Origin of the sequence: Haliscomenobacter sp. (assembly GCF_041740695.1) — a bacterium.
In the GTDB taxonomy this organism is placed as follows: Bacteria; Bacteroidota; Bacteroidia; order Chitinophagales; family Saprospiraceae; genus Haliscomenobacter.
In genome coordinates this window covers 50,343-70,528 of sequence record NZ_JBGSLK010000007.1, presented here as the reverse complement: position 1 = coordinate 70,528, position 20,186 = coordinate 50,343, and the positions used below count along the sequence as shown (strand labels likewise).

The 20,186-nt window shown below is 47.9% G+C and carries 12 protein-coding genes; 5 read left to right on the top strand and 7 right to left on the bottom strand.

From position 1 onward, the window contains the following. Positions 1 to 115 precede the first annotated feature (115 nt). Positions 116 to 1,321: an acetyl-CoA C-acetyltransferase gene (locus ACEW9O_RS01450; protein WP_373548336.1), complete on the top strand. Its 1,206-nt coding sequence runs from the start codon at positions 116 to 118 to the stop codon at positions 1,319 to 1,321. A gap of 56 nt (positions 1,322 to 1,377) precedes the next feature. Then, entirely contained in the window at positions 1,378 to 3,531 is a 2,154-nt protein-coding gene (locus ACEW9O_RS01445) for a 3-hydroxyacyl-CoA dehydrogenase NAD-binding domain-containing protein (protein WP_373548335.1), read from the top strand. Between the two features lie 692 nt (positions 3,532 to 4,223). Here ACEW9O_RS01445 and ACEW9O_RS01440 read toward each other — a convergent pair. Together ACEW9O_RS01440 and rpsT are read right to left on the bottom strand one after the other, a co-directional pair. Further along, positions 4,224 to 4,793: a TetR/AcrR family transcriptional regulator gene (locus ACEW9O_RS01440; protein WP_373548334.1), complete on the bottom strand. Its 570-nt coding sequence runs from the start codon at positions 4,791 to 4,793 to the stop codon at positions 4,224 to 4,226. A 51-nt stretch (positions 4,794 to 4,844) separates the two neighbouring features. After that, entirely contained in the window at positions 4,845 to 5,099 is a 255-nt protein-coding gene (gene rpsT, locus ACEW9O_RS01435) for a 30S ribosomal protein S20 (protein WP_373548333.1), read from the bottom strand. A 168-nt stretch (positions 5,100 to 5,267) separates the two neighbouring features. Here rpsT and ACEW9O_RS01430 point away from each other — a divergent pair, with 168 nt between their 5' ends. Further along, positions 5,268 to 8,021 carry a 2-oxoglutarate dehydrogenase E1 component gene (locus ACEW9O_RS01430; RefSeq protein ID WP_373548332.1) on the top strand — a complete coding sequence of 918 codons (2,754 nt, stop codon included), beginning with the start codon at positions 5,268 to 5,270 and terminating at the stop codon, positions 8,019 to 8,021. Between the two features lie 108 nt (positions 8,022 to 8,129). Here the strand turns inward: ACEW9O_RS01430 and ACEW9O_RS01425 are convergent, their stop codons facing one another. Continuing rightward, a complete protein-coding gene (locus ACEW9O_RS01425) occupies positions 8,130 to 9,566 on the bottom strand; it encodes a S41 family peptidase (protein WP_373548331.1) in 1,437 nt (478 codons plus the stop codon). A 160-nt stretch (positions 9,567 to 9,726) separates the two neighbouring features. After that, positions 9,727 to 10,197 (bottom strand): low molecular weight protein-tyrosine-phosphatase, encoded by a 471-nt coding sequence (locus tag ACEW9O_RS01420; protein ID WP_373548330.1) that lies wholly within the window; start codon positions 10,195 to 10,197, stop codon positions 9,727 to 9,729. A 567-nt stretch (positions 10,198 to 10,764) separates the two neighbouring features. On the opposite strand from ACEW9O_RS01420, the gene ACEW9O_RS01415 reads away from it, so the two are divergent. Further along, complete coding sequence (locus ACEW9O_RS01415; protein ID WP_373548329.1) at positions 10,765 to 12,324, top strand: hypothetical protein; 1,560 nt, start codon at positions 10,765 to 10,767, stop codon at positions 12,322 to 12,324. A gap of 320 nt (positions 12,325 to 12,644) precedes the next feature. On the opposite strand, the gene ACEW9O_RS01410 is transcribed toward ACEW9O_RS01415, so the two are convergent. Both ACEW9O_RS01410 and ACEW9O_RS01405 read right to left on the bottom strand, forming a co-directional pair. Continuing rightward, positions 12,645 to 13,076 carry a phosphoheptose isomerase gene (locus ACEW9O_RS01410; protein ID WP_320028490.1) on the bottom strand — a complete coding sequence of 144 codons (432 nt, stop codon included), beginning with the start codon at positions 13,074 to 13,076 and terminating at the stop codon, positions 12,645 to 12,647. Between the two features lie 187 nt (positions 13,077 to 13,263). Next, a complete protein-coding gene (locus ACEW9O_RS01405; protein ID WP_373548328.1) occupies positions 13,264 to 14,166 on the bottom strand; it encodes a M23 family metallopeptidase in 903 nt (300 codons plus the stop codon). A gap of 197 nt (positions 14,167 to 14,363) precedes the next feature. Between ACEW9O_RS01405 and ACEW9O_RS01400 the strand changes: the two genes are divergently transcribed. Then, on the top strand, positions 14,364 to 17,348 hold the full coding sequence (locus tag ACEW9O_RS01400) for a tetratricopeptide repeat protein (RefSeq protein ID WP_373548327.1): 2,985 nt from the start codon (positions 14,364 to 14,366) through the stop codon (positions 17,346 to 17,348). 81 nt (positions 17,349 to 17,429) lie between these two features. Here ACEW9O_RS01400 and ACEW9O_RS01395 read toward each other — a convergent pair whose 3' ends face one another. Next, entirely contained in the window at positions 17,430 to 19,865 is a 2,436-nt protein-coding gene (locus tag ACEW9O_RS01395; protein ID WP_373548326.1) for an ABC transporter permease, read from the bottom strand. Positions 19,866 to 20,186 lie beyond the last annotated feature (321 nt).

The window sequence follows — 20,186 nt, the reverse complement described above, 5'->3', positions numbered from 1 at the left end:
TAAGACACTGAAGAAACACCTTAGATATATTGCTTAGTCAGCCTGTATCTTCTCCAAGGAAAATCGTATGGTTTTGGGCAAAAGCACTAACTTTAGCCCAAAACCATACCAACCCATGTCCGATGCCTTTATTTTCGACGCCCTGCGTACCCCGCGTGGTCGTGGAAAAACCAACGGATCATTGTACGAAGTCAAACCACTGGACTTGCTGGGCACCGCCCTGGAAAAGCTCCGACTGCGCAATCAACTGGATACGAAAGAAGTAGATGACGCCATCATTGGGTGCGTCACCCCTACCGATGACCAAGGTTTCAACATCGCCAAGGCAGCACTCATTCACGCGGGTTGGCATCAGAATGTAGGTGGGCTCACCGTGAATCGTTTTTGTGCCTCCGGTCTCGAAGCCATTAATTTGGCTGCCGCAAAAATCAAAATTGGCTGGAGCGACCTGATGGTAGCTGGTGGGCTCGAAAGTATGAGTCGCGTACCCATGGGCAGTGACGCTGGCCCGTTGATGTACGACCCCGAATTGATCAATCGCGCCGATTATATTCCCCAAGGCATCTCCGCCGACCTGATCGCCACCATCGAAGGTTTTTCGCGGGAAGACGTGGATGCCTTTGCCCTGAGTAGCCACCAACGCGCTGCCGAAGCCATGCAGGCGGGTTATTTTGCCAAATCCCTGGTGCCAATTTACGACCGCAGCGGATTGCTCATCTTGGATCACGATGAATATGCGCGGCCCGATACCGATGCAACTACCCTGCAACGCCTTCGCCCTTCCTTTGCCGCGACGGGTGCCTTAGGTTTCGACGAAATGGCCTTGCACAAGTACCCTTTAGTGGAAAAAATCAACCATGTGCATACTGCGGGCAACTCTTCCGGAATCGTAGATGCAGCCGCAGTAGTGTTGATGGGCAGCAAAGAAAAAGGCCAAGCGCTGGGCTTAAAACCACGCGCTCGCATCCTCTCCATCGGCAATGCCAGTGTAGAACCTACTTTGATGCTTACCGGCCCTGGGCCAGCCGCCCAACAAGCCCTGCAACGCGCCAAAATGCAAGCCCAAGACATCGACCTTTGGGAATGCAATGAGGCTTTTGCGGCTGTAGTACTGAAGTTTCAACGCGACCTGGATATTCCGCACGAACGGTTAAATGTGAATGGTGGCGCGATTGCCATGGGGCATCCATTGGGGGCGACAGGTGCAATTTTGCTGGGCACCTTATTGGATGAAATGGAACGCCGGGATGTACAAACGGGTTTGGTTGCGCTTTGTGTCGGCGGTGGCATGGGTGTGGCGACGATTATTGAACGGGTTTGACGTTGGGGCAACCCTACGTGGTTGCCCATTTGCGGTTGCCCCCGAAATTTTACGATATGATTTATTACAAAAAAGATACCGATAACATTGTCACCCTCACCCTCGACATGAAAGGGCGACCCCGGAATGTGATCAATCACGAGATCTTCGAGGCTTTTGTTCCCGTTTTGGAACAATTGAAGGCGGATAAAAAACGTGGCGCACTGAAGGGTGTCATTTTAACATCCGGGAAAAAAACTTTTCTGGCGGGTGGTGACCTGGATTATCTATACCAAACCCATGACCCAGCGGAGGTATTTACTTTTTGTGAAAAAATGAAAAAATTCCTGCGCGACCTCGAAAGCCCGGGGGTTGCTGTAGTTGCAGCATTGAATGGTAGTGCCATTGCCACAGGATTTGAAGTAGCCTTGGCTTGCCACCACCGCATCGCTGTGGATGATCGGCGCATTGTGCTGGGTTTGCCGGAAGTGGAGTTGGGTTTGATTCCTGGCGGAGGTGGGATTGTCCGTTTGATGTGGTTGTTGGGCATCGAAAAAGCCAATCATATCGTGAGTAGTGGCCAGTTGTATTCCCCCCAAGAGGCCTTGCGGGTTGGCATCATCGACGATTTGGCACCCAACCAAAAAGAAATGTTGGAAATGGCCAAAACCTGGCTCCTCAACAACAAAGAAGGTCGCCGCCCCTGGGACAAACATGGCGAACGAATCCCCGGAGGTTCGGCCAAAGATGCCCCTGCAGCCAATTTCATCCGCGCCGAAGCAGCCCGCCTGGCTGCTAAAACCCACCACAATTACCCGGCACCACAAGCCATCTTGAACGTACTGTCCGAAGGCTCTAAAGTAGATTTTGATACCGCCGAACGTATAGAAAGCCGCTACTACACCCAATTGGTGATGAGCAAGCAGTGCAAGAACATGATTAAAGCCTTTTGGTTCGACAGCAATTACATCCGCCACGGCTTGAATCGCCCGCGGGGTTTTGGCAAGTTTCGGCCCAAAAAAGTGGGGGTGATTGGTGCAGGAGGGATGATGGGGTCGGGTATCGCCTACGCTTGTTTGCGCAACGGCCTGGATGTGGTGATGAAAGACGTATCCAAACTGATTGCTGAGCGAGGCCGCGAATATGTCCGGAACAAACTCAATCCGCTGGTGCAAAGTGGCGAAATGAGCAACACGGAGCGAGACCAATTGTTGAAACGCATCATCACCACGGAAGACCCCCGCGAGTTTGAAACCTGCGATCTAGTCATTGAGGCCGTTTTTGAAAACGCGATGGTCAAACAAAAAGTCACCAAGGAAGCCGAAGCCTTTATGGACGAATACTCCTTTATGGCCAGCAATACCATCTCCATTCCCATCACCAAACTGGCCGAAGTGTCCATGCGCCCCGATAATTATGTGGGTTTGCATTTTTTCCACCCGGCCGATGAAGTGCCTTTGGTGGAAATTGTGCGGGGTGCCCGTACTTCCGAAGAAACGGTAGCCCGCGCCTTCGATTTTGTAAAAGCCATCAAAAAAACGCCCATCATCGTCAAGGACGACTGGGGTTTTTACGCCGCAAGGGTGCAAAATACCTTCATCCTGGAAGGCATCACCATGCTCAAGGAAGGGTACCCACCCGCCCTGATCGAAAACCTGGGCCGCCAGGCCGGAATGCCCAAAGGTGCCCTCGCCCTGGCCGACGACCTGGGCCTCAACCTCGTGCTCAATTACGAGCGCCAGGCCGGAGAGCACTACGGACCCAAATACATCCCTCACCCTGCTGTGGAGGCACTGGACAAGATGTTGCAGGAACTCGCCCGCCCCGGTCGTCACAAAAAGGCGGGCTTTTATGAATACACCGAAGATGGGCAACGCCACTTGTGGCCGGAACTGAGCACCCATTTCGGCCCTCAACTCAGTACCTTCGAACGCCAGGAGCTCATCGATCGGATGTTGATTTCACAGGTATTGGAGGCGGTTTGGTGCATGCAGGAGGGAGTCATCAACTCTATCGCGGCAGCCAACTTGGGTAGTATTTACGGCTGGGGTTTCCCAGCATTTAAAGGCGGCACCATTCAGTACATCGCAGATTATGGCCTGGAGGCTTTTGTGGCGCGGTGCAAGTACCTGCGGGCGAAACATGGTTCCCGTTTCCGGGTGCCGAAGAAATTGGAGGAATTGGTGAAGGATCAGGAATTGGTAGGGGATTTGTTGGGAATGAGTTCGTAGGGGCAGCCCTATGTGGCAGCCCTATGTGGCTGCCCTCAATAGAGCGACCGGTTCTGGTCGGAGCAAGGTGGTCAGCCCCGCTAGGGGCGAAATTTGGGTAGCAATCGGTGATTCCCGATGTTTCCAAAGTCCCGTCAGGGACGAAATATGGGTATCATCCCCCATTAGATACCCACGTCACGTCCCTACGGGACTCGGGAAAACCACCGGGCGGTTGTTTTCTACCCATATCGCGCCCCTAGCGGGGCTCCCGTTGCGCGAAAGAACAGAACTTATCGACCTTGCCGTAGTGGGTGTCTAATGGCATTATTCGCCATAACCATACACTTGTAAGCACTTATGGCAAATAATGCGTCAAAATTACTTGCCATAACTATATACTTGCATGGCCGAATGGCGAGTAATGAGATGCGCAGCAGAGAGCTTTGCTACTTAATCGATTTTCAACTATCTTTGAATAAAAAAATTAGTAAAAGTTTAGGAGGGGGAGAGCTAGAGTTTGATTTTGACGATTAAGCCTGGAATCATGTGATCAAATTTGATGAGCATGCTGATTACGCTAAAATAAAAAACATGGTTCCTGAAATTAGGGGTGTTGATTTTACAGGAATTTTAAACGATTCTACATTTGTTGCCATTGAGGTCAAGGACTCCAGAGGACTTAAGTTTACTGTAAAGTAGACATTATGCTTTCACACCCTCACTCCCTCCATCAAAATCACCAACAACTCTTCCTCCAGCATCTCCGCCGTAATCTTTTTCCCAGGCTTGTACCAGTCATACAACCAGCGCAATGACGAGAACAAGGTATACGACAAAATCAGCGGATTGACTGGTCTGAACTCCCCACTCGCCACCCCAGTGCTAATGATCGCTTGAAAACGGCTTTCGTAATCTTTGCGCAATTGTAAAAATTCACTCAGGTGGGGTTCTTCCAGGTGCCGCCATTCATCGTTGAAGGCAGTGACGGAGGTGACGTCTTCGAGCGACAATTGGATGTGCAAACGAATCAGACGGGTGAGTTTTTCGGTAGCACTCACTTGCAGGGATTCCACTTCCAACATGCCAGAAAGGAAACGCTGAGCATTATTGGTGCATATTTCGCGGAGAACGTCAGACTTGGATGGAAAATGATTGTAGAGACTGGAAGCGCGTAAGCCTACTTCCTTGGCCAGGTCGCGCATAGAGGTGGCCTGGTATCCTTTGTCCCGGAACAGGCGCGCGGCGGCTTCGTAGATTTGTTCTTTCTTTGATTTAAACACGCTCAGGAGAGAAGCCCCCCGATCAATAGAGACCGGGGGTATGTCATAAGCTTAACCCAAGTGAGCAACGTGCTTCATCAAGCTGCTCTTCAGGTTGGCTGCTTTGTTCTTATGCCAAGTGTTTTTCTTTGCCAGTTTGTCGATCATTTGGATCACTCTTGGCAAGAAACCTACCGCCTCCGTCTTGTCCTTCATGCTGCGCAACTTCTTGATAGACGTACGAGTAGTCTTCTTGTAGTAGCGGTTCAACAAACGACGCTTTGCCTCTTGACGGATACGCTTCTCAGACGATTTATGGTTTGCCATTACTAAAACTTTTCACAATTAATAATACTACTGAACAATTGGAGCGCAAAGATAATTATTCATTTGGAAAGTCCAAAGGTAATTTTAAAAAAACCTTTTCGTTTAAGATTATCCAAAGACCTAAATAGGTTGTACTTTTGCGCGCATATTTCAAAAACAGATCACCCAATGAGCGATTTCTCCTTCATTGCCAATGCTCACCCGGCGTACATTGATTCGCTGTACGAGCAATATCAAAACAATCCCGAGCAAATTGAAGGCTCCTGGGCCTCTTTTTTCAAAGGCTTTGATTACGCCCATACCACCACCAATGGGCATGAAAAAAGCAATGGCACCAAGCCATCTTCGGTTTTTAATCCCCAGGAATTCCAGGTGCTGGCCATGGTCACTGCCTATCGGGGCAGAGGCCATTTATTGTCAACTACGAACCCAGTAAGGCCACGGGTCGACCGCAAACCCAAATTGGACATTACCGACTTCAACCTTAGTGATGCCGATCTGGACACGGTCTTTTATGCTGCTATGGAATGCGGGCTGGACAAGCCGTCTACCCTCCGGGATATTCTGTCACACCTGAAACGCATCTACTGCGGCAATATCGGGTTTGAGTTTCAACACATCCAGCAGCGGGAAAAGCGCCGTTGGCTCCGCACCAGAGTTGAGCAAAGCCGCCCGGAAAAACACTACAACATTCCGCTGGATAAAAAACGTCGCATCCTGGAAAAATTGAACGAAGCGGTAGGTTTTGAAAAATTCCTCCACACCAAATATATAGGTCAAAAGCGCTTTTCGCTGGAAGGCGGCGAAAGCACCATTGTAGGCCTGGATGCTGCCATTAATAAAGGTGCAGAAATGGGCGTGAAAGAGGTAATCATTGGCATGGCTCACCGTGGACGTTTGAACGTGTTGGCCAACATCATGAAAAAAACCTACCAGCACATCTTTACGGAATTTGAAGGTACCGCAATCCCTGACCAAAGCTTTGGAGACGGGGACGTAAAATATCACCTGGGCTATTCCTCCCAAGTGGTTACTTCGACCGGAAAAGATGTACAACTCGAATTAACGCCGAACCCTTCCCACCTGGAAGCAGTCAATCCGGTCGTGGAGGGTTATGCCCGCGCCAAGGCCGACCGGCTTTACCAGGGCGAATACGATTGCATTTTACCCATTCTGATCCATGGAGATGCCGCTATTGCCGGACAAGGTATCGTATACGAGGTAGCTCAGATGAGCAATCTCAAGGGCTACTATACTGGAGGAACCTTCCACTTTGTGATCAACAACCAGATTGGATTTACCACGGATTTTGACGATGCCCGCTCTTCAACCTATTGTACGGGCGTTGCCAGCGTCATTTCTGCCCCGGTGTTTCACGTCAATGGAGATGATCCTGAAGCGCTACTTTATGCCGTTGAAATGGCCATGGAGTATCGCCAGGAATTCAATTCTGATGTGTTCATTGACATGCTATGTTATCGCAAACATGGCCATAACGAGGGTGATGATCCAATGTTCACCCAGCCCGACCTGTACCAGGCCATCAGCGTACACCCCAATCCCCGGGAGATCTACATGAAAGAACTGGTCGAAATGGGCGAATTATCCAAGCAATTGGCGGATGACCTGGAAAAAACCTTCTGGGCCAACTTACAAGCGCGTTTGGACGACGTCAAAGAAAGACCACTACCTTATAACTTACAGGAGCCCGAAGAGGAATGGAAAAAATTGCGCCATGCCACAGCTGAAGATTTCCTGAAATCACCAGCAACGGGGATTGAAAAAACGCAGGTGGAAGCTATTCTCAACCATCTCAATACCATTCCTTCGCACTTCCGTCCCATCCCAAAGGTTAGCCGTTTGTTGGAAAACAATAAAAAGTTGTTGACCAAAGGCTTGATTGATTGGGCGACTGCGGAACTAATGGCCTACGCCTCCATTTTGATGGAAGGCAAAGATGTCAGAATGAGTGGTCAGGACGTCAAGCGGGGGACCTTCTCCCACCGCCATGCAGTATTGCGGGATGCCAAAACCACCGAAGAGCTGAATCGCCTGGACAACATCAGTGAGAATCAGGGCAAGTTCCGCATTTACAACTCGCTGCTGTCTGAATTTGCGGTAATGGGTTTTGAGTTTGGCTATTCTTTGGCCGACCCCCATAACCTGGTGATCTGGGAAGCGCAGTTTGGCGACTTCTTCAATGGTGCGCAAACCATCATCGACCAGTTCATCTCAGCAGGTGAAAGTAAATGGCACCGCATGTCGGGGCTGACCTTGCTGCTGCCTCATGGTTACGAAGGCCAGGGGCCCGAACACTCGAGTGCCCGTTTGGAGCGCTTCCTCCAGAGTTGCGCCGATTTGAATATGGTGGTTACCAATATCAGCTCTCCGGCCAACTTCTTCCACCTCTTGCGCAGACAACAAGCCTGGGAATTCCGTAAACCTCTGGTGGTTATGTCGCCCAAGTCTTTGCTGCGCCATCCAGAATGTGTTTCACCTGTAGCAGATTTTGAAATAGGGAAGGCGTTCCAGGAAGTCATCGATGACCCTACGGTGAACAGCAAGAATGCAAAAAACATCAAGCGGCTTTTGTTCTGTTCGGGAAAGATATATTATGACCTGGCCCAACGCAAACGTGAACTGAACCGTGAAGATGTGGCCATTGTCCGGGTTGAGCAATTGTACCCGCTGCCTGAAAACCAACTGGCTGAAATCCTTAAGCGCTCACCAAAAGCTGAAATTTTTTGGGTGCAGGAAGAATCAGCCAACATGGGCGCCTGGCAATACATGAAATTGAATTGGGAAACTGATCGCAACTTACAGCGCATTTCGCGCCGAGCCAGTGCTTCACCGGCAGTTGGGTTCAAAAAAATCCATGATCAGCAGCAAGAGAATATTTTGCAGAAAGCGTTTGTGGAATGACGAATTAGTTGAATGACGAATTTTCCGAATGACGAATCCACCCGGTCACTGAGCGAAGCCGAAGTGCCGGGTGGATTCGTCATTCGGAAAATTCGTCACTTGACAGGTCTAATTGCTATTGATCAATTTCAATACAAATTCCAACTCCACATCCTTTTTATTCATCCAATCTTCCACACTTGGGTACAGGATGTAATTAGGGATTGTGCCCCGTCCGAAGTTGATCTTGGGATCGACCGCATTGGTGTATTTTTGCAGCGGAACCGATATGCTTAGTCCAGTAGGAATGCTGGTTGTGGGCATCATGCCACTGGTATTGCCCTGGTATCCACCGCCACTTTCCTGTCCGATCACCAGCGTCTTTTTGTTGTGTGCAAGGATGGCGGTAAAGTCACTGCAAGAAGACATGCACAGCCCATTGGTCAAAAGGTAGGTTTGCCCTTTAAAGTTATGCCTGGCCGGTTTTTGTACCTGGTAATAATCGAACTCGCTGGTCACCCAGGTCTTTTTCCACAAATAGGTCGAATCCTGTTGCTCTGGTTTCTTGAAAAAAAGCCGGTACACTCCCTTGATCTCCTTGGCCACCGCCTCGGTGACTTCAATTTTTTCCCAATACCTGAATCGTTGATCAAAAAAATAGGAGGCCAACAAAGCTGCATTCCCATCGGTTCCACCACTGTTGTAGCGAAGGTCGATGACCAAATTTTCAATCCCTTGTTTTTTTAAGTCTGTAAAAGTGGTCCTGATGAATGGTTTGAAGCGCTGACCATTTTTTTTAATCACCGATTTGGCAAAGGAATGAATGGTGAGAATGCCCGTTTTGTCCACAATGTCGAGGTTCAACTGTTTGACATTTGCCGATTCCAGTGAGGCTAGGGTGGGAAATAGGCCTTTGTTTACTCCTTTGACTACATGCGTTGCTTCGTTTTCCTGAAATGTGGTGTGGATCGTGAAATTTTCGCTTAGCTCGATCATGGTTTGGTACCAAAAGGCGAAGCGGTGGTTCAAGAGCAGGATTTTTTCGGTTTCATTGTACCCGTCAGCTGGAATGGCTTTGATCAGGGTGTGGAGAATCTCGCCAATGGGCTGCTCATTGACGGCAAGGATTTCAGCTTTTAAGGGAATGGAGGAGTTTGGAGCATAATTTTTTACTACATAAACTTTTTTGTCCTTGTCAATAAATACTTCAAATGGGAGCAAAGTTGAGGTGCTGTCGAGGTAATTGTTGCAGGCTTTTGAAAGGCTTACCCCGGTGTGCAAACAGCCAATTTGGGCAAACAAGGGCTTTATTTTTCGGTAAAAACTCAATTCATTCAAAGAGTCTTTGATGGTCTGGGTAGTGGAGTCAATCAGGAAATCAAAGCGAGACTTTGTCGTATAGCGGTAAAATCCGGGGTGCTTTCGCCCCAACTCCGTCATGATGCTGGTCGTCCAGCGTTGTAAACTGTCGGGATGGTATTTTTTATCGGGGTCATAATTTGAACTATCTTGGGCAGATAGGTTGGTGAACAGGAGGAGGAAGAACCCCCAAAATATAGATTTCATGTGCGAATGGATTTCTCTGTGGTCAGGAGATTAAGTGGACCTTTTACAGAGAAAAAACTGGGTGGGATGGTTGTGCCAAGTGACGAATATTTCGAATGACGAATGACGAATTTGGCGCGTTGCCCTCCAATTCGTCATTCGTCATTCGAAACATTCGTCATTAAACTTCATAGCTCATCACCCTTTCCACAATCTTATCCGTTGCCTCATCCAGCATCTGAAACACCTTTTCAAAACCATCCAGCCCGCCATAATAAGGATCAGGCACCGATTGGTTTTTGCCAGGGGTTAAATAATTCAGGATCATTTCGACTTGGGACTTGGGATTTTGCACCTGTTTGGCCAACAATTGAATTTGGCGCAGGTTGGAATCGTCCATGGCCAGGATGAGGTCAAAGTGGAGTAGATCTTCTTTGCGGATTTGGCGGGCGCGTTGATCGGTGATGTCGATGCCGTACTGCCGGGCGGTGGATATAGAACGTTTATCAGGTAATTCTCCGGTATGCCAGTCGCCTATTCCCGCAGAATCTACTTCCCAGGCCAGACCGGCTTTTTTCACCTTGTCTTTCAAAATGCCTTCCGCCAGGGGTGAACGACAAATGTTACCAAGGCAAACCATTAGTATTCTCATGGTATTAATGCTTTTTTTCCCAACGAAAAAAAACTACTTTTGTTTTCGATTGGATACTTTGTTGTGATCTGTAGTGTAGCTTGCGACAAACTTGTACAAAAAGCAAAAACCCGGCGAGAAATATCCCCCGGGCTTGCGGAAACTATCAGTCCTTTTTCAACTCTGCCAGATTTGCTATCCAAATAAGAAAACCAAATAGACCGAGTAATGCCGCCCAAAAAAGGGCAGCAACAACTATGGTGGTTAGGGCTTGGGTAGACGTGGTCTCCTTTTCTCTCAGTTCCTGCCCCTGACTACCAACGGTGAACAAACGAGTAAAGAGGATTAATTTTGCTTACTACGCTGTTTCCTCTTTGCTGTTTGAACAATTCAAAATTAGGTCGTATTTTCATGTCTGGATAGGCATTTTTGCCGCCAATTGTGATCACCAACCTAGGTTAGTGCAATTTGATTGCTGAAACCTGCCACATTGATGCCGGATTTTGCTGTTTTCAAGTATTTGATAGTTAACTCTTTAACGGAAAAAACCGCAGTTAAAAAAAGCATTATTGTTTAAAAATCAATGTTATGCCCATCTCTCATGGAGATCAGCTTTTTGAAATGATTCAGTCTCTAACCAAGGCTGAAAAGCGCAATTTTCGCCTGTATGCCAAGCGAATACAAGGAGAAAGTGACGCTAAATTTTTGCAACTTTTTGATTTGCTCGAAAAACAAAAGGACTTTGACGAAGAAACCATCATCCGCAAACTCAAGGATTCGAATAAAAGCCAACTCTCCAACCTCAAGCGGCATTTGTACCAACATATTCTGACTTGTCTGCGCTTGATGGAGATTCACAAACACGAAGAAATCCAAATCCGGGAATGGATCGATTATGCGGTTATCTTGTACGGTAAGGGGCTCTATTTACAATCCTTAAAACTGCTGGCCAAAGCCAAAACCCTGGCCAATAAAATCAACCACGACATTCTGCAATTGGAAATTGTAGAATTTGAAAAAAGGATCGAGTCGCGCCACATTACGCGCAGTACCACCGAGAGGATGGATGAATTACAAGTCGAATCCGAAACCCATAGCAATACCAATTTGTCGATTGCTCTTTTGTCCAACTTTAAACTGGCCCTGCAACGCCTTTTCATCAACGAGGGGCACATCAAAACTCAAGAAGGGCGGGCAAAGCTTGAAGATCATTTTCGGACTAAACTCCCCAGGCAGGAGGAGGAAGCCCATACCTTTTTTGAAAAAATCCATGTCTACCACGCCTATTATTGGTATCACTACCTGTTGCAGGAATACGACAAATGTGAGGAGTACGCCGAAAAGTGGGTAAACCTGTACGCCTCCGAGCCCAAGATGATCGAAATGGACATGGACATGTACATGATCGGGATGCACCAATTGTTGGTTACTGCGTTTTATTTGCGGAATTATCCGGTGTTCATCCGTACCCTGGATCGTTTTGAAAAATTCCGCAAAGAGGTTTATCCCAAGTTTAATTACAACTCCCAAATCCTTTCCTTTCTGTTTGTACACCAGGGGCGCTTCAATCGTCATTTTTTGGAGGGAAGTTTTCAGGAAGGTACTGGCGCTACGCTGCAACACGTCTTACGCCGTATCCGGAAATATGGCAATAAATTGGATGCACACAAACTGCTGATTTTTTACTTCAAAATTGCCTGGTTGTGGATGGGCGCGGGCAAACCCGCTCAGGCCATTGATTACCTCAATCAAATTTTGAACCACCCGGGTAAAGCCCTGCGGGAAGACATGCAAGCTTATGCCAGCCTTTTGTTCATCATGGCGCATTACGACCTCAAAAACATGGACTTTTTGGATTATGTCGTCAACAATACGGCCCGATTTATCAGTAAAATGCAGGACACCAGCAAATTACAGAAGGCCAGTATCAGTTTTTTCCGCCGTCTGATCAATGCCAGACCGGACGATACAGCTAAATTGTTTTTGGATTTTCGCAAAAAGCTACAAGAGCTCAAGCAAGATGAATTTGAAAAACGCTCCTTCATCTTTCTCGACATTGAATCCTGGGTAGAAAGCAAAATTCAGCATAAGACCCTGGCACAGGTAGTAAAAGAACGGTATGAGCGGCGTTTGGAGCTAGTCTCATAACATATTGATTTCTGCTTTTATCTGGATTTCAGACTTTTTTTTACCCCAATAAATGTAACTCAAACTAATAATCCTCGTTATGGTACTGCAAATTGTCTATAAATTGCAAAGATTTTTTTGAAGGCCGCTCAAAGATGAAATATGATTGGTAGTGTGTGGTGGAATGAGGGTCTATTCTCTTGGCTAATCTAAGTTTCATACATTAATTATTTGCCGGCACATTTTTGCGTCGGCTTTTTTTTTCTCCAGAAATAAAAAAGGAGGAAACCTGTACACTGTAGCAGGTTACCTCCCTTTATCTCCCCTATTGTAAAGGACCATTAATCCTTAAATACTTCGATTTCGTGTTTTTCCACTACCAAATCGGTAAATTTACCCTTGAAGCGGGTAGCTTTCACGATGTGGTTGTCAATCCAATGGTAGTTGCCACCCCGAGGTTTGCCAAAAAGAATGCCGTGGTATTTAAACCCGTTGCGATTCAGCCATTCTTCGGTTACCTGGCGGTGTTCTTCCGTACGTGAAGTAAAAAACGTAACCACGTGGCCTTCATCATACCATTTGTTCAGGATGTTGAGGGCATCAGGGTAAGGCAACACTGTCACCATCCGCTCGGGTTCCTCGTTGGGAATGTCATCACAAATCGTTCCGTCGATGTCAATGAGGAAATTTTTCACTTCATTGGGCAGTACCGGGCTGATCGATTCCCCTTTTTCATTATAAGCTGCCTTAAGCTGCTGAGTATTCTGGTCCATGAAAATGTTGTATTGTCTTTAACTGTTTGGATAAAGGATTGATAGACAGTGTAATTTGGTGATTTTTGGCGATGGACTTGTACTAAAACGCTGCAATATCCGGTTTTTTTAAGAAAAATGAAAAGGAAAATAAGTGGTTCTACCGATTGCAAACGCCACAAAAAGAGAAGTGTAAACACAGAAGGGCCTAAAAAGTTACATAGTCAACGGGATCGACGGGTTTTCCCTTGTGCCACAATTCAAAGTGCAAATGGGGTCCGCTGGACAGTACTCCAGTGTTCCCAACGATCGCAATGGCTTCACCAGCTCGAACAAAATTGCCTACTTTTTTAAGCAACGAGGAATTGTGTTTGTAAAAGGAAAGAATGCCATTGTCGTGCTGAATGCCTACCGTGTTGCCTGTTTCCAAGGTCCATTCCGATAAAAAAACATAGCCGTCCATGGCGGCTTTGATGGCCGCATTTCGGGGTGCGAGTACATCCACCCCGTAATGTGATTTTTGTCGGTCAAAATGCGCGCTGATTTCTCCATTGACTGGTGCCGCAAAAAACAATTGTTCGATGGGTTTTTCAGTAGGTGCAAAACCCACTGACCGGGTTTGTTTGGCAATCTGCCCTACCCTTTCCAGCTCTACTTCCCGCCGCATTTCTTCATCCACTTGCGACATGCCTACTTTTTTGGCCCCGTCTTTGGTAGGTGCTTTGTCGGGTGTAGCTTTGGGCACGTCCTCTTCCCGCAAGGGGTTGCCAGTCAACATGCGTTGCAGGTTTTTGATGTATACCTCCTGGGCTTGCATTTCCCGACCCATGCGGTTCACTTCGCGGGTGAGTTCCAGTAGCCGGCGGTCATTGCTGCTGACGGGCTGAAAACCGGGTAAGTACTCCTTAATGGGCGTATACGCAATCAGCAGAAAAACCAAACAGGTGAGCACCACCAGCAATGTGCTGATGAATACGTACAAATTCATCAGGGTCAATTTATAAGATCCAACCTCCTCAAAGGTGTCCTCATTCATGATCACAAAGCGGTAGTGCTTGGTGATGTTCTCCCTCCACTTCTTCCAGCGCTCCGCATTAAACTTCAAAGCCATAATCGTCAGTTTGAATTCTGGGTTTGTTTTTTCTTAAAAACCAAAATAAATTTGTGCCTTTCAAGTTATAAGTGAGAGCTTGTTTAATTTTTTTGTTTAGACAGGCTCTGAGGCAAATTTACGGTTTACTGCCTAGTAAACCAGCTATGCGCACTGATTTTAACGATTTTATTCATCGTTGTAAAAAATATTCGGCCTTGAAACGATTAGTTTACGCCCTGACGGTAGTGGCGCTTGCCCTGATGATTGAGAGTTGTGTCGCCGTCAAAAGCAGCAGTAAGGAGCTGTCTGGCCTGGGAAAGGTGTACCACAACACCACTGCTCACTACAACGGCTACTTCAATGCCGAAGAAATCCTGGCGACCACCATGCTCAGCATGGAGCAGCAATACAAGGACAATTACACCCAAATTTTGCCCGTCTATCCCTACATGGGCATCGACAACCCCAAGGCAGCGGCACCAGAATTGGATGAAGCCGTCAAAAAAGTGACCAAAGTAGCCGCCCTGCACCCCAAAAGTGACTGGGTAGACGATTGCTACCTCCTGGCAGGCAAAGCCCACTTCCTCAAACAAGACTTTGAAACTGCTGAACAAACCCTGCGTTACCTTACGGCAGAATACTCCCCGGAAAGAGCAAAACTAAAAAAAGCAGTAGCGCAAAATGTACGCAGTGGCAGTACCCGTGCACCAATGGTAAACAGTGACGGTGAGGTACTCACCGCGAAGGAAAGAGAAAAAGTACGGGAAAAAGCCAAGAAGGACAAAGAAAAACTGACCAAAGACATAGCCAAAGCCCGTAAAAAATACAACGCTGATGTGGCTAGAGCCCGCAAACAAGGCAAACCACTACCGGCGAAACCCGAAATCCTGAATCGGACTAAAACCAGCAGCAGCACAGCAAGCTCGACCAAGACGCCCGAACAAATCCAAAAGGAAAAAGCCCGCAAAGAAGCGGCAGAAGCCCAACGGGAAAAAGACTACCTCAAGAAGAAACCAGCCTATTTTGAAGGTGTACTTTGGCTGGCGCGCACCCTCATCGAACGGGAGAATGAAGACCTGGCTTTCCGCACCCTAACCCAACTGGAAAGTGACCCAAATACCCCTAATGTGGTGCGGGCTCAACTGGCCCCTCTCCTAGCGCATTTTTACATCAAAAAGAAACAGCACGAAGAGGCGGTAAAACCACTGGAAGAAGCGATTGAGCGTGCCGAAGACTCCAAAAGTAAGGCTCGTTACAACTTCATTCTGGCGCAATTGCACCAACGCGCCGGGCGCTGGAACGAAGCGTATACTGGTTTTGAAAAAGTAGCCAGTTCTTCGGTGAATTACGAAATGCAGTTCAATGCCCGCTTGAACATGGCACAAAACTCCTGGCTCAGTGGCAAAGGTTCGGCAGAATCGGCTACCGCCCTGTTGGAGCGCATGCTTAAAGATGCTAAAAACCAGGAATACCGCGACCGCATTTATTACGCATTATCGAATGTGGCGCTCAAAAACAACAATAAGCCCAAAGCTATTGAATACCTGACGCTATCCGTACGCAGTGCTGGCAACAACCCGGCACAGGTCACCGAGTCGTACTACACCCTGGCTCAGTTGTATTTTGATGAAGAAAAATTCATCCAAACCAAAAACTACCTCGATAGTACCCTGACGGTTATGGATAAAAAGGATGATCGGCTTAAATCTGCGACAATCCTCCGCGACAACCTGGTGGACATTGCCAAAAACCTCAGTACCATCCAACTCCAGGACAGTTTATTGACCCTGAGCAAACTTTCGGACGCCGAGCTCAAAAAGCGGGCTGCCAAAATGAAAAAGGACCAGGACGAACAGCGCATACGTGATCTGGGAAACTCCAAAGCGCCTATAGCTTCCAATAATCCGGCACTCGGTAGCCCCCGCCCATTGCTGGCTACCAATGGGCAACCATCGGCAGCAATCTATTGGGCTTACGAAGAAAAAGAAGTAAAACAGGGCAAACGTGAATTCCAGCGCACCTGGGGGGAACGCGTGTTGGAAGACAACTGGCGCCGCGCCGAAAAACGCGGTGGTAGCAATGAGATCGTAGAGGATGATCCCGTCAATGCCAACAACCCAGCCGCCGCCGCCGCCGCCGCCGGCGACCCAGGTGAAGATCCCGATGAAGTAACAAAATTCCTGGGCCCAGTGCCCCGCACCGATGCAGAACGCCGCAGCGCCGAAGTCAAAGTGATTGATGCGATGTACAAACTGGGTGTGTTGTACTACGACAAGCTGGAGAATTTTGAAAAAACGGTCAAAACCCTGGAGGGGTTGAATACCCGTTTTGGCCGCCACAACTTTGAGCTCAATTCCTGGTACTACCTGTACCTGGCCCACCGCAAACTCAACCACGCCGACCAGGCTCAAGCTTATTACGATAAAATTGTGGGTGGTTACCCCACTTCAACCTTTGCCCGCATCCTACAAGACCCCAACTATGCCGCTGAGTTCCTCAACGAGGAGCGCAAGGTGAATGTTTATTACGATGAGGCTTATGCCGCCTTCAAAAAAGGCAACTATCAGGATGCCTTCAAGATGTGTATGGATTCCAAAGTACGCTTTGGTGCCGAAAACAAACTAGCTTCCCGTTTTGCGCTGTTGGCTGCACTCTGTACGGGCAACCTACAAGGCCCCGACGCCTACAAAAGCGCCTTGAACGAGGTAATCGCCCGCTACCCCACTTCGGATGAGCAAAAACGCGCCAAGGAAATCCTGCGTCTCCTGGGTGGTGCTGGGGCACAATTGCCCGGTGACCAAGAGCGATCCGACGAGGAAACCGTACGTTTCCGCCCCGACGAAAATGCCATCCACTTCATCCTCGTAGCGCTCGACAACAGTGCAAACCTGGACAATGCCAAAAATAAAATTTCGGACTACAACCGGAATTTCCATAAACTGGACAAAATAACCATCACCAACCTTGCTGTAGGCGATGATGAAAAAACCCGCAAACTACTGGTGATCCTGCGTCGCTTCGAAAACAAGGGCGCAGCCATGAAATACTACGACGGGGTGATGAAAAACCGTGCCCAGTTTATGGACGCGAGTGTGAATTACCAGTTGTTGCCCATTAGTATGGACAATTATCGCTCGGTGCTGCGGGATAAGACGCTGGATGGATACTCGGAGTTTTTTGAGGCGAATTATTTGAAATAGGAAGAATAGCTTCTATTACGTCAAAAGGGGTATGCCAACATTTGTGTGCACACCCCTTTTGATGTTTTAAGCTTCAGCGCTTCACTCCGACCGCAACGATTTCACCGGCTCCATCCGCGCACTCCGCATGCTTTGTAAGGTCACCGTAACCAATGCCACCAAAACGGCTAATCCGCCCGACAACAAAAATCCCCACCAGGGCACCGGAATGCGATATGCGAAATTGTGCAACCATTGTGCCGCGCTCCACCAGGCAATCGGGATGGCGATGGCTGCTGCAACCAGGATCAAACGGACAATTTCTTTGGACAACAAACCAATGATACTTTGGGTACTGGCACCCAATACCTTGCGGATGCCAATTTCTTTGGTGCGCCGCTCAGCAGTAAAGGCCGCAAGCCCCAACAAACCCAGACAGGCTACCAACAAACTCAAGATGGTGAAAATATTAAAGATGCGGCCAATGCGGAGTTCGGCACGGTACATCTCGTCAAAACGTTCGTCCATGAACTGCCAGGAAAATGGTGCGCCAGCAGCCACTTTTTTCCATTCTTGTTCAATGCGGCTCAGCGCTGCGGGCAAATCGGTATTCGACAATTTAATCGAGATGTTGCCAGCACTACGCTCCAGTTTTAAACAAAGGGTCTCGATGTTTTGCCGCAAGGATTCAAAGTGAAAGTCTTTTACTACACCAATCACTGTGTAGACTTTTTGCTCGAGTTTGCCTTCTGCGTTCATGTCGCCATGGAAATAAAGGATTTTCCCGAGCGGGTCTTCCTGGCCAAAAAATCCTTTTGCCGCCTTTTCATTGAGGATTACATTGCCGGAATCGCCGGGCATCTGCGCAGAAAAGTTGCGCACCTTGGTGATTTCCATCCCTAGGGTGGGCACATAATCTTCGTCCACTTCCCACTGTTGAATGATTTGACAGGTCTCTTCCCGCAAACTGGGGGTAGAACAAACCGAACCATTCGAACGATTGGACTCGATGGGCAAAAAACCACTCACGGTGGCATTTTGTACAAAGGGTAAGTTTTTGAGGTTCTTCTTAAAAGCATCCAGATTTTGATCCAGTGCATAGGCATCGTTGACCACCAAAACCTGATCCCGGCTGAAGCCCAGCTTTTTGTTTTGGATAAAACCCAATTGGCCACGGATGACGAAGGAAGCAGAGATTAAAAAAATGGCGATTAAAAACTGAAATACAATCAAACCGGAGCGCAAATTGCGGCCTTTACCAGAATCAAAAAAACGACCTTTCAATACACTGATGGGCTGGAAACCGGACAGGAATAGCGCAGGATAAGACCCTGCCAGCAAACCTACAAAAACACCCCCACCCAATACGGAAAGCCAAAACAAAGGACTGCCCCAGGGGAAAAGTAATTTTTTGCCCGCAATCTGCCCAAAAAATGGCAATGCTACCCAACTCAACAACAGCGCCAAAAACAGGGCAAAAAAGGTCAAAACCATGGATTCACTCAAAAATTGCCCAATCAAAGCAGAGCGCTGCGAGCCAACTACCTTGCGTACACCGACTTCCCGTGCGCGCAAAGTGGAACGGGCGGTGGAGAGGTTCATAAAATTGACCACAGCGATCAGCAGCACAAACAAAGCTGCTAGGCCGAAGATCCAGACGTACTGGATGTTGCCGTTGGCAGCCAGTTCTACATCCATGTCCGACTTGAGGTGGATGTCGCCCAGGGGTTGCAGGTGAAACTTGATCAGCGTACCTCCTTTTTCCAACTCGGCATAACTTTTTCCCATCATCTGGGCCAGCTGAGGATCGATGTATTTTTTGAGCAACTGAGAAAACAATTTTGCTTCAAATGCGGCAGGGTCCGCGTCTTTACGCAACACATAATAGGTCTGGAAATTAAAACTCAGCCAGATTTGCTCCCGAGATTCTTCCAGGGTGCTCATCGAACAGAAAAAATCTACGTTGAAATGACTATTGACTGGCATATCCGCAAATACACCCGTTACATTGTAGCGTTTGTCGTTGTCGAGGGTTAGGATTTTGCCGATCGGATTTTCGGAAGGAAAATATTTTTCGGCCATCGATTTGCTAATGACTATCGTTTGAGGTGCTTTCAAGGCTAGGTCTGGGTTGCCTTGCAGTATTTTCAGGCTAAAAACTTTGAACAAGGTAGAATCGGCAAAAATAACGTGATCTTCCTTGAAGTTTTGCACTTTACTTTTGACCAAAAAAGAGCCTTGCTGCCGAAAACGCACCGCTGATTCTACTTCTGGAAAATCGGTGACCAAAGCTGCTGCCATCGGTGCCGGAGCTACCGCAAAGGTATTGTGCAAGCCACCAAATTTCACCTCACCAGCAACGCGGTAGATGCGCTCGTATTTGTCGTTCCAGCGGTCGTAACTCAGTTCATCCACCACCCACAACAGGATTAGCAAACATACGGCTATCCCGATGGCCAGCCCCATGATGTTGATAAAACTGAAGGTTTTGTGTTTGCGCAGGTTGCGCAGGGCGATGGTCAGATAATTTTGTAACATGGCAAGAATCTTTTGACTGTGGATGAACTGAGACGAGCTTTGCCCCCACGGAAGTTGCACAATTTTTGGGAATGTATTATACTTCCCCGATTTTGAACACCCCGAAATGGTTGAAAAAATCACCATTCGGCACTTGTTGACCCACTCATCTGGGCTTCCAGATAGCAGAAATGTGGGTGAGGACAGTATTTTCTATCTCACGGCAAAAGATTTGGAAAATTTCACACCGATAAAACGCACTAATTCCTTACATTTCGAGCCGGGAAGCCGATATGTTTCCCGAACGCGATTTGAGCATCATTTGGCTGGCCAACGATTCGG

Coding starts and splice junctions, on each gene's coding strand:
- ACEW9O_RS01450 (WP_373548336.1), top strand. CDS start 116: ATGTCCGATGCCTTTATTTTCGACGCCCTGCGTACCCCGCGTGGTCGT.
- ACEW9O_RS01445 (WP_373548335.1), top strand. CDS start 1,378: ATGATTTATTACAAAAAAGATACCGATAACATTGTCACCCTCACCCTC.
- rpsT (WP_373548333.1), bottom strand. CDS start 5,099: ATGGCAAACCATAAATCGTCTGAGAAGCGTATCCGTCAAGAGGCAAAG.
- ACEW9O_RS01430 (WP_373548332.1), top strand. CDS start 5,268: ATGAGCGATTTCTCCTTCATTGCCAATGCTCACCCGGCGTACATTGAT.
- ACEW9O_RS01425 (WP_373548331.1), bottom strand. CDS start 9,566: ATGAAATCTATATTTTGGGGGTTCTTCCTCCTCCTGTTCACCAACCTA.
- ACEW9O_RS01420 (WP_373548330.1), bottom strand. CDS start 10,197: ATGAGAATACTAATGGTTTGCCTTGGTAACATTTGTCGTTCACCCCTG.
- ACEW9O_RS01415 (WP_373548329.1), top strand. CDS start 10,765: ATGCCCATCTCTCATGGAGATCAGCTTTTTGAAATGATTCAGTCTCTA.
- ACEW9O_RS01410 (WP_320028490.1), bottom strand. CDS start 13,076: ATGGACCAGAATACTCAGCAGCTTAAGGCAGCTTATAATGAAAAAGGG.
- ACEW9O_RS01405 (WP_373548328.1), bottom strand. CDS start 14,166: ATGGCTTTGAAGTTTAATGCGGAGCGCTGGAAGAAGTGGAGGGAGAAC.
- ACEW9O_RS01395 (WP_373548326.1), bottom strand. CDS start 19,865: ATGTTACAAAATTATCTGACCATCGCCCTGCGCAACCTGCGCAAACAC.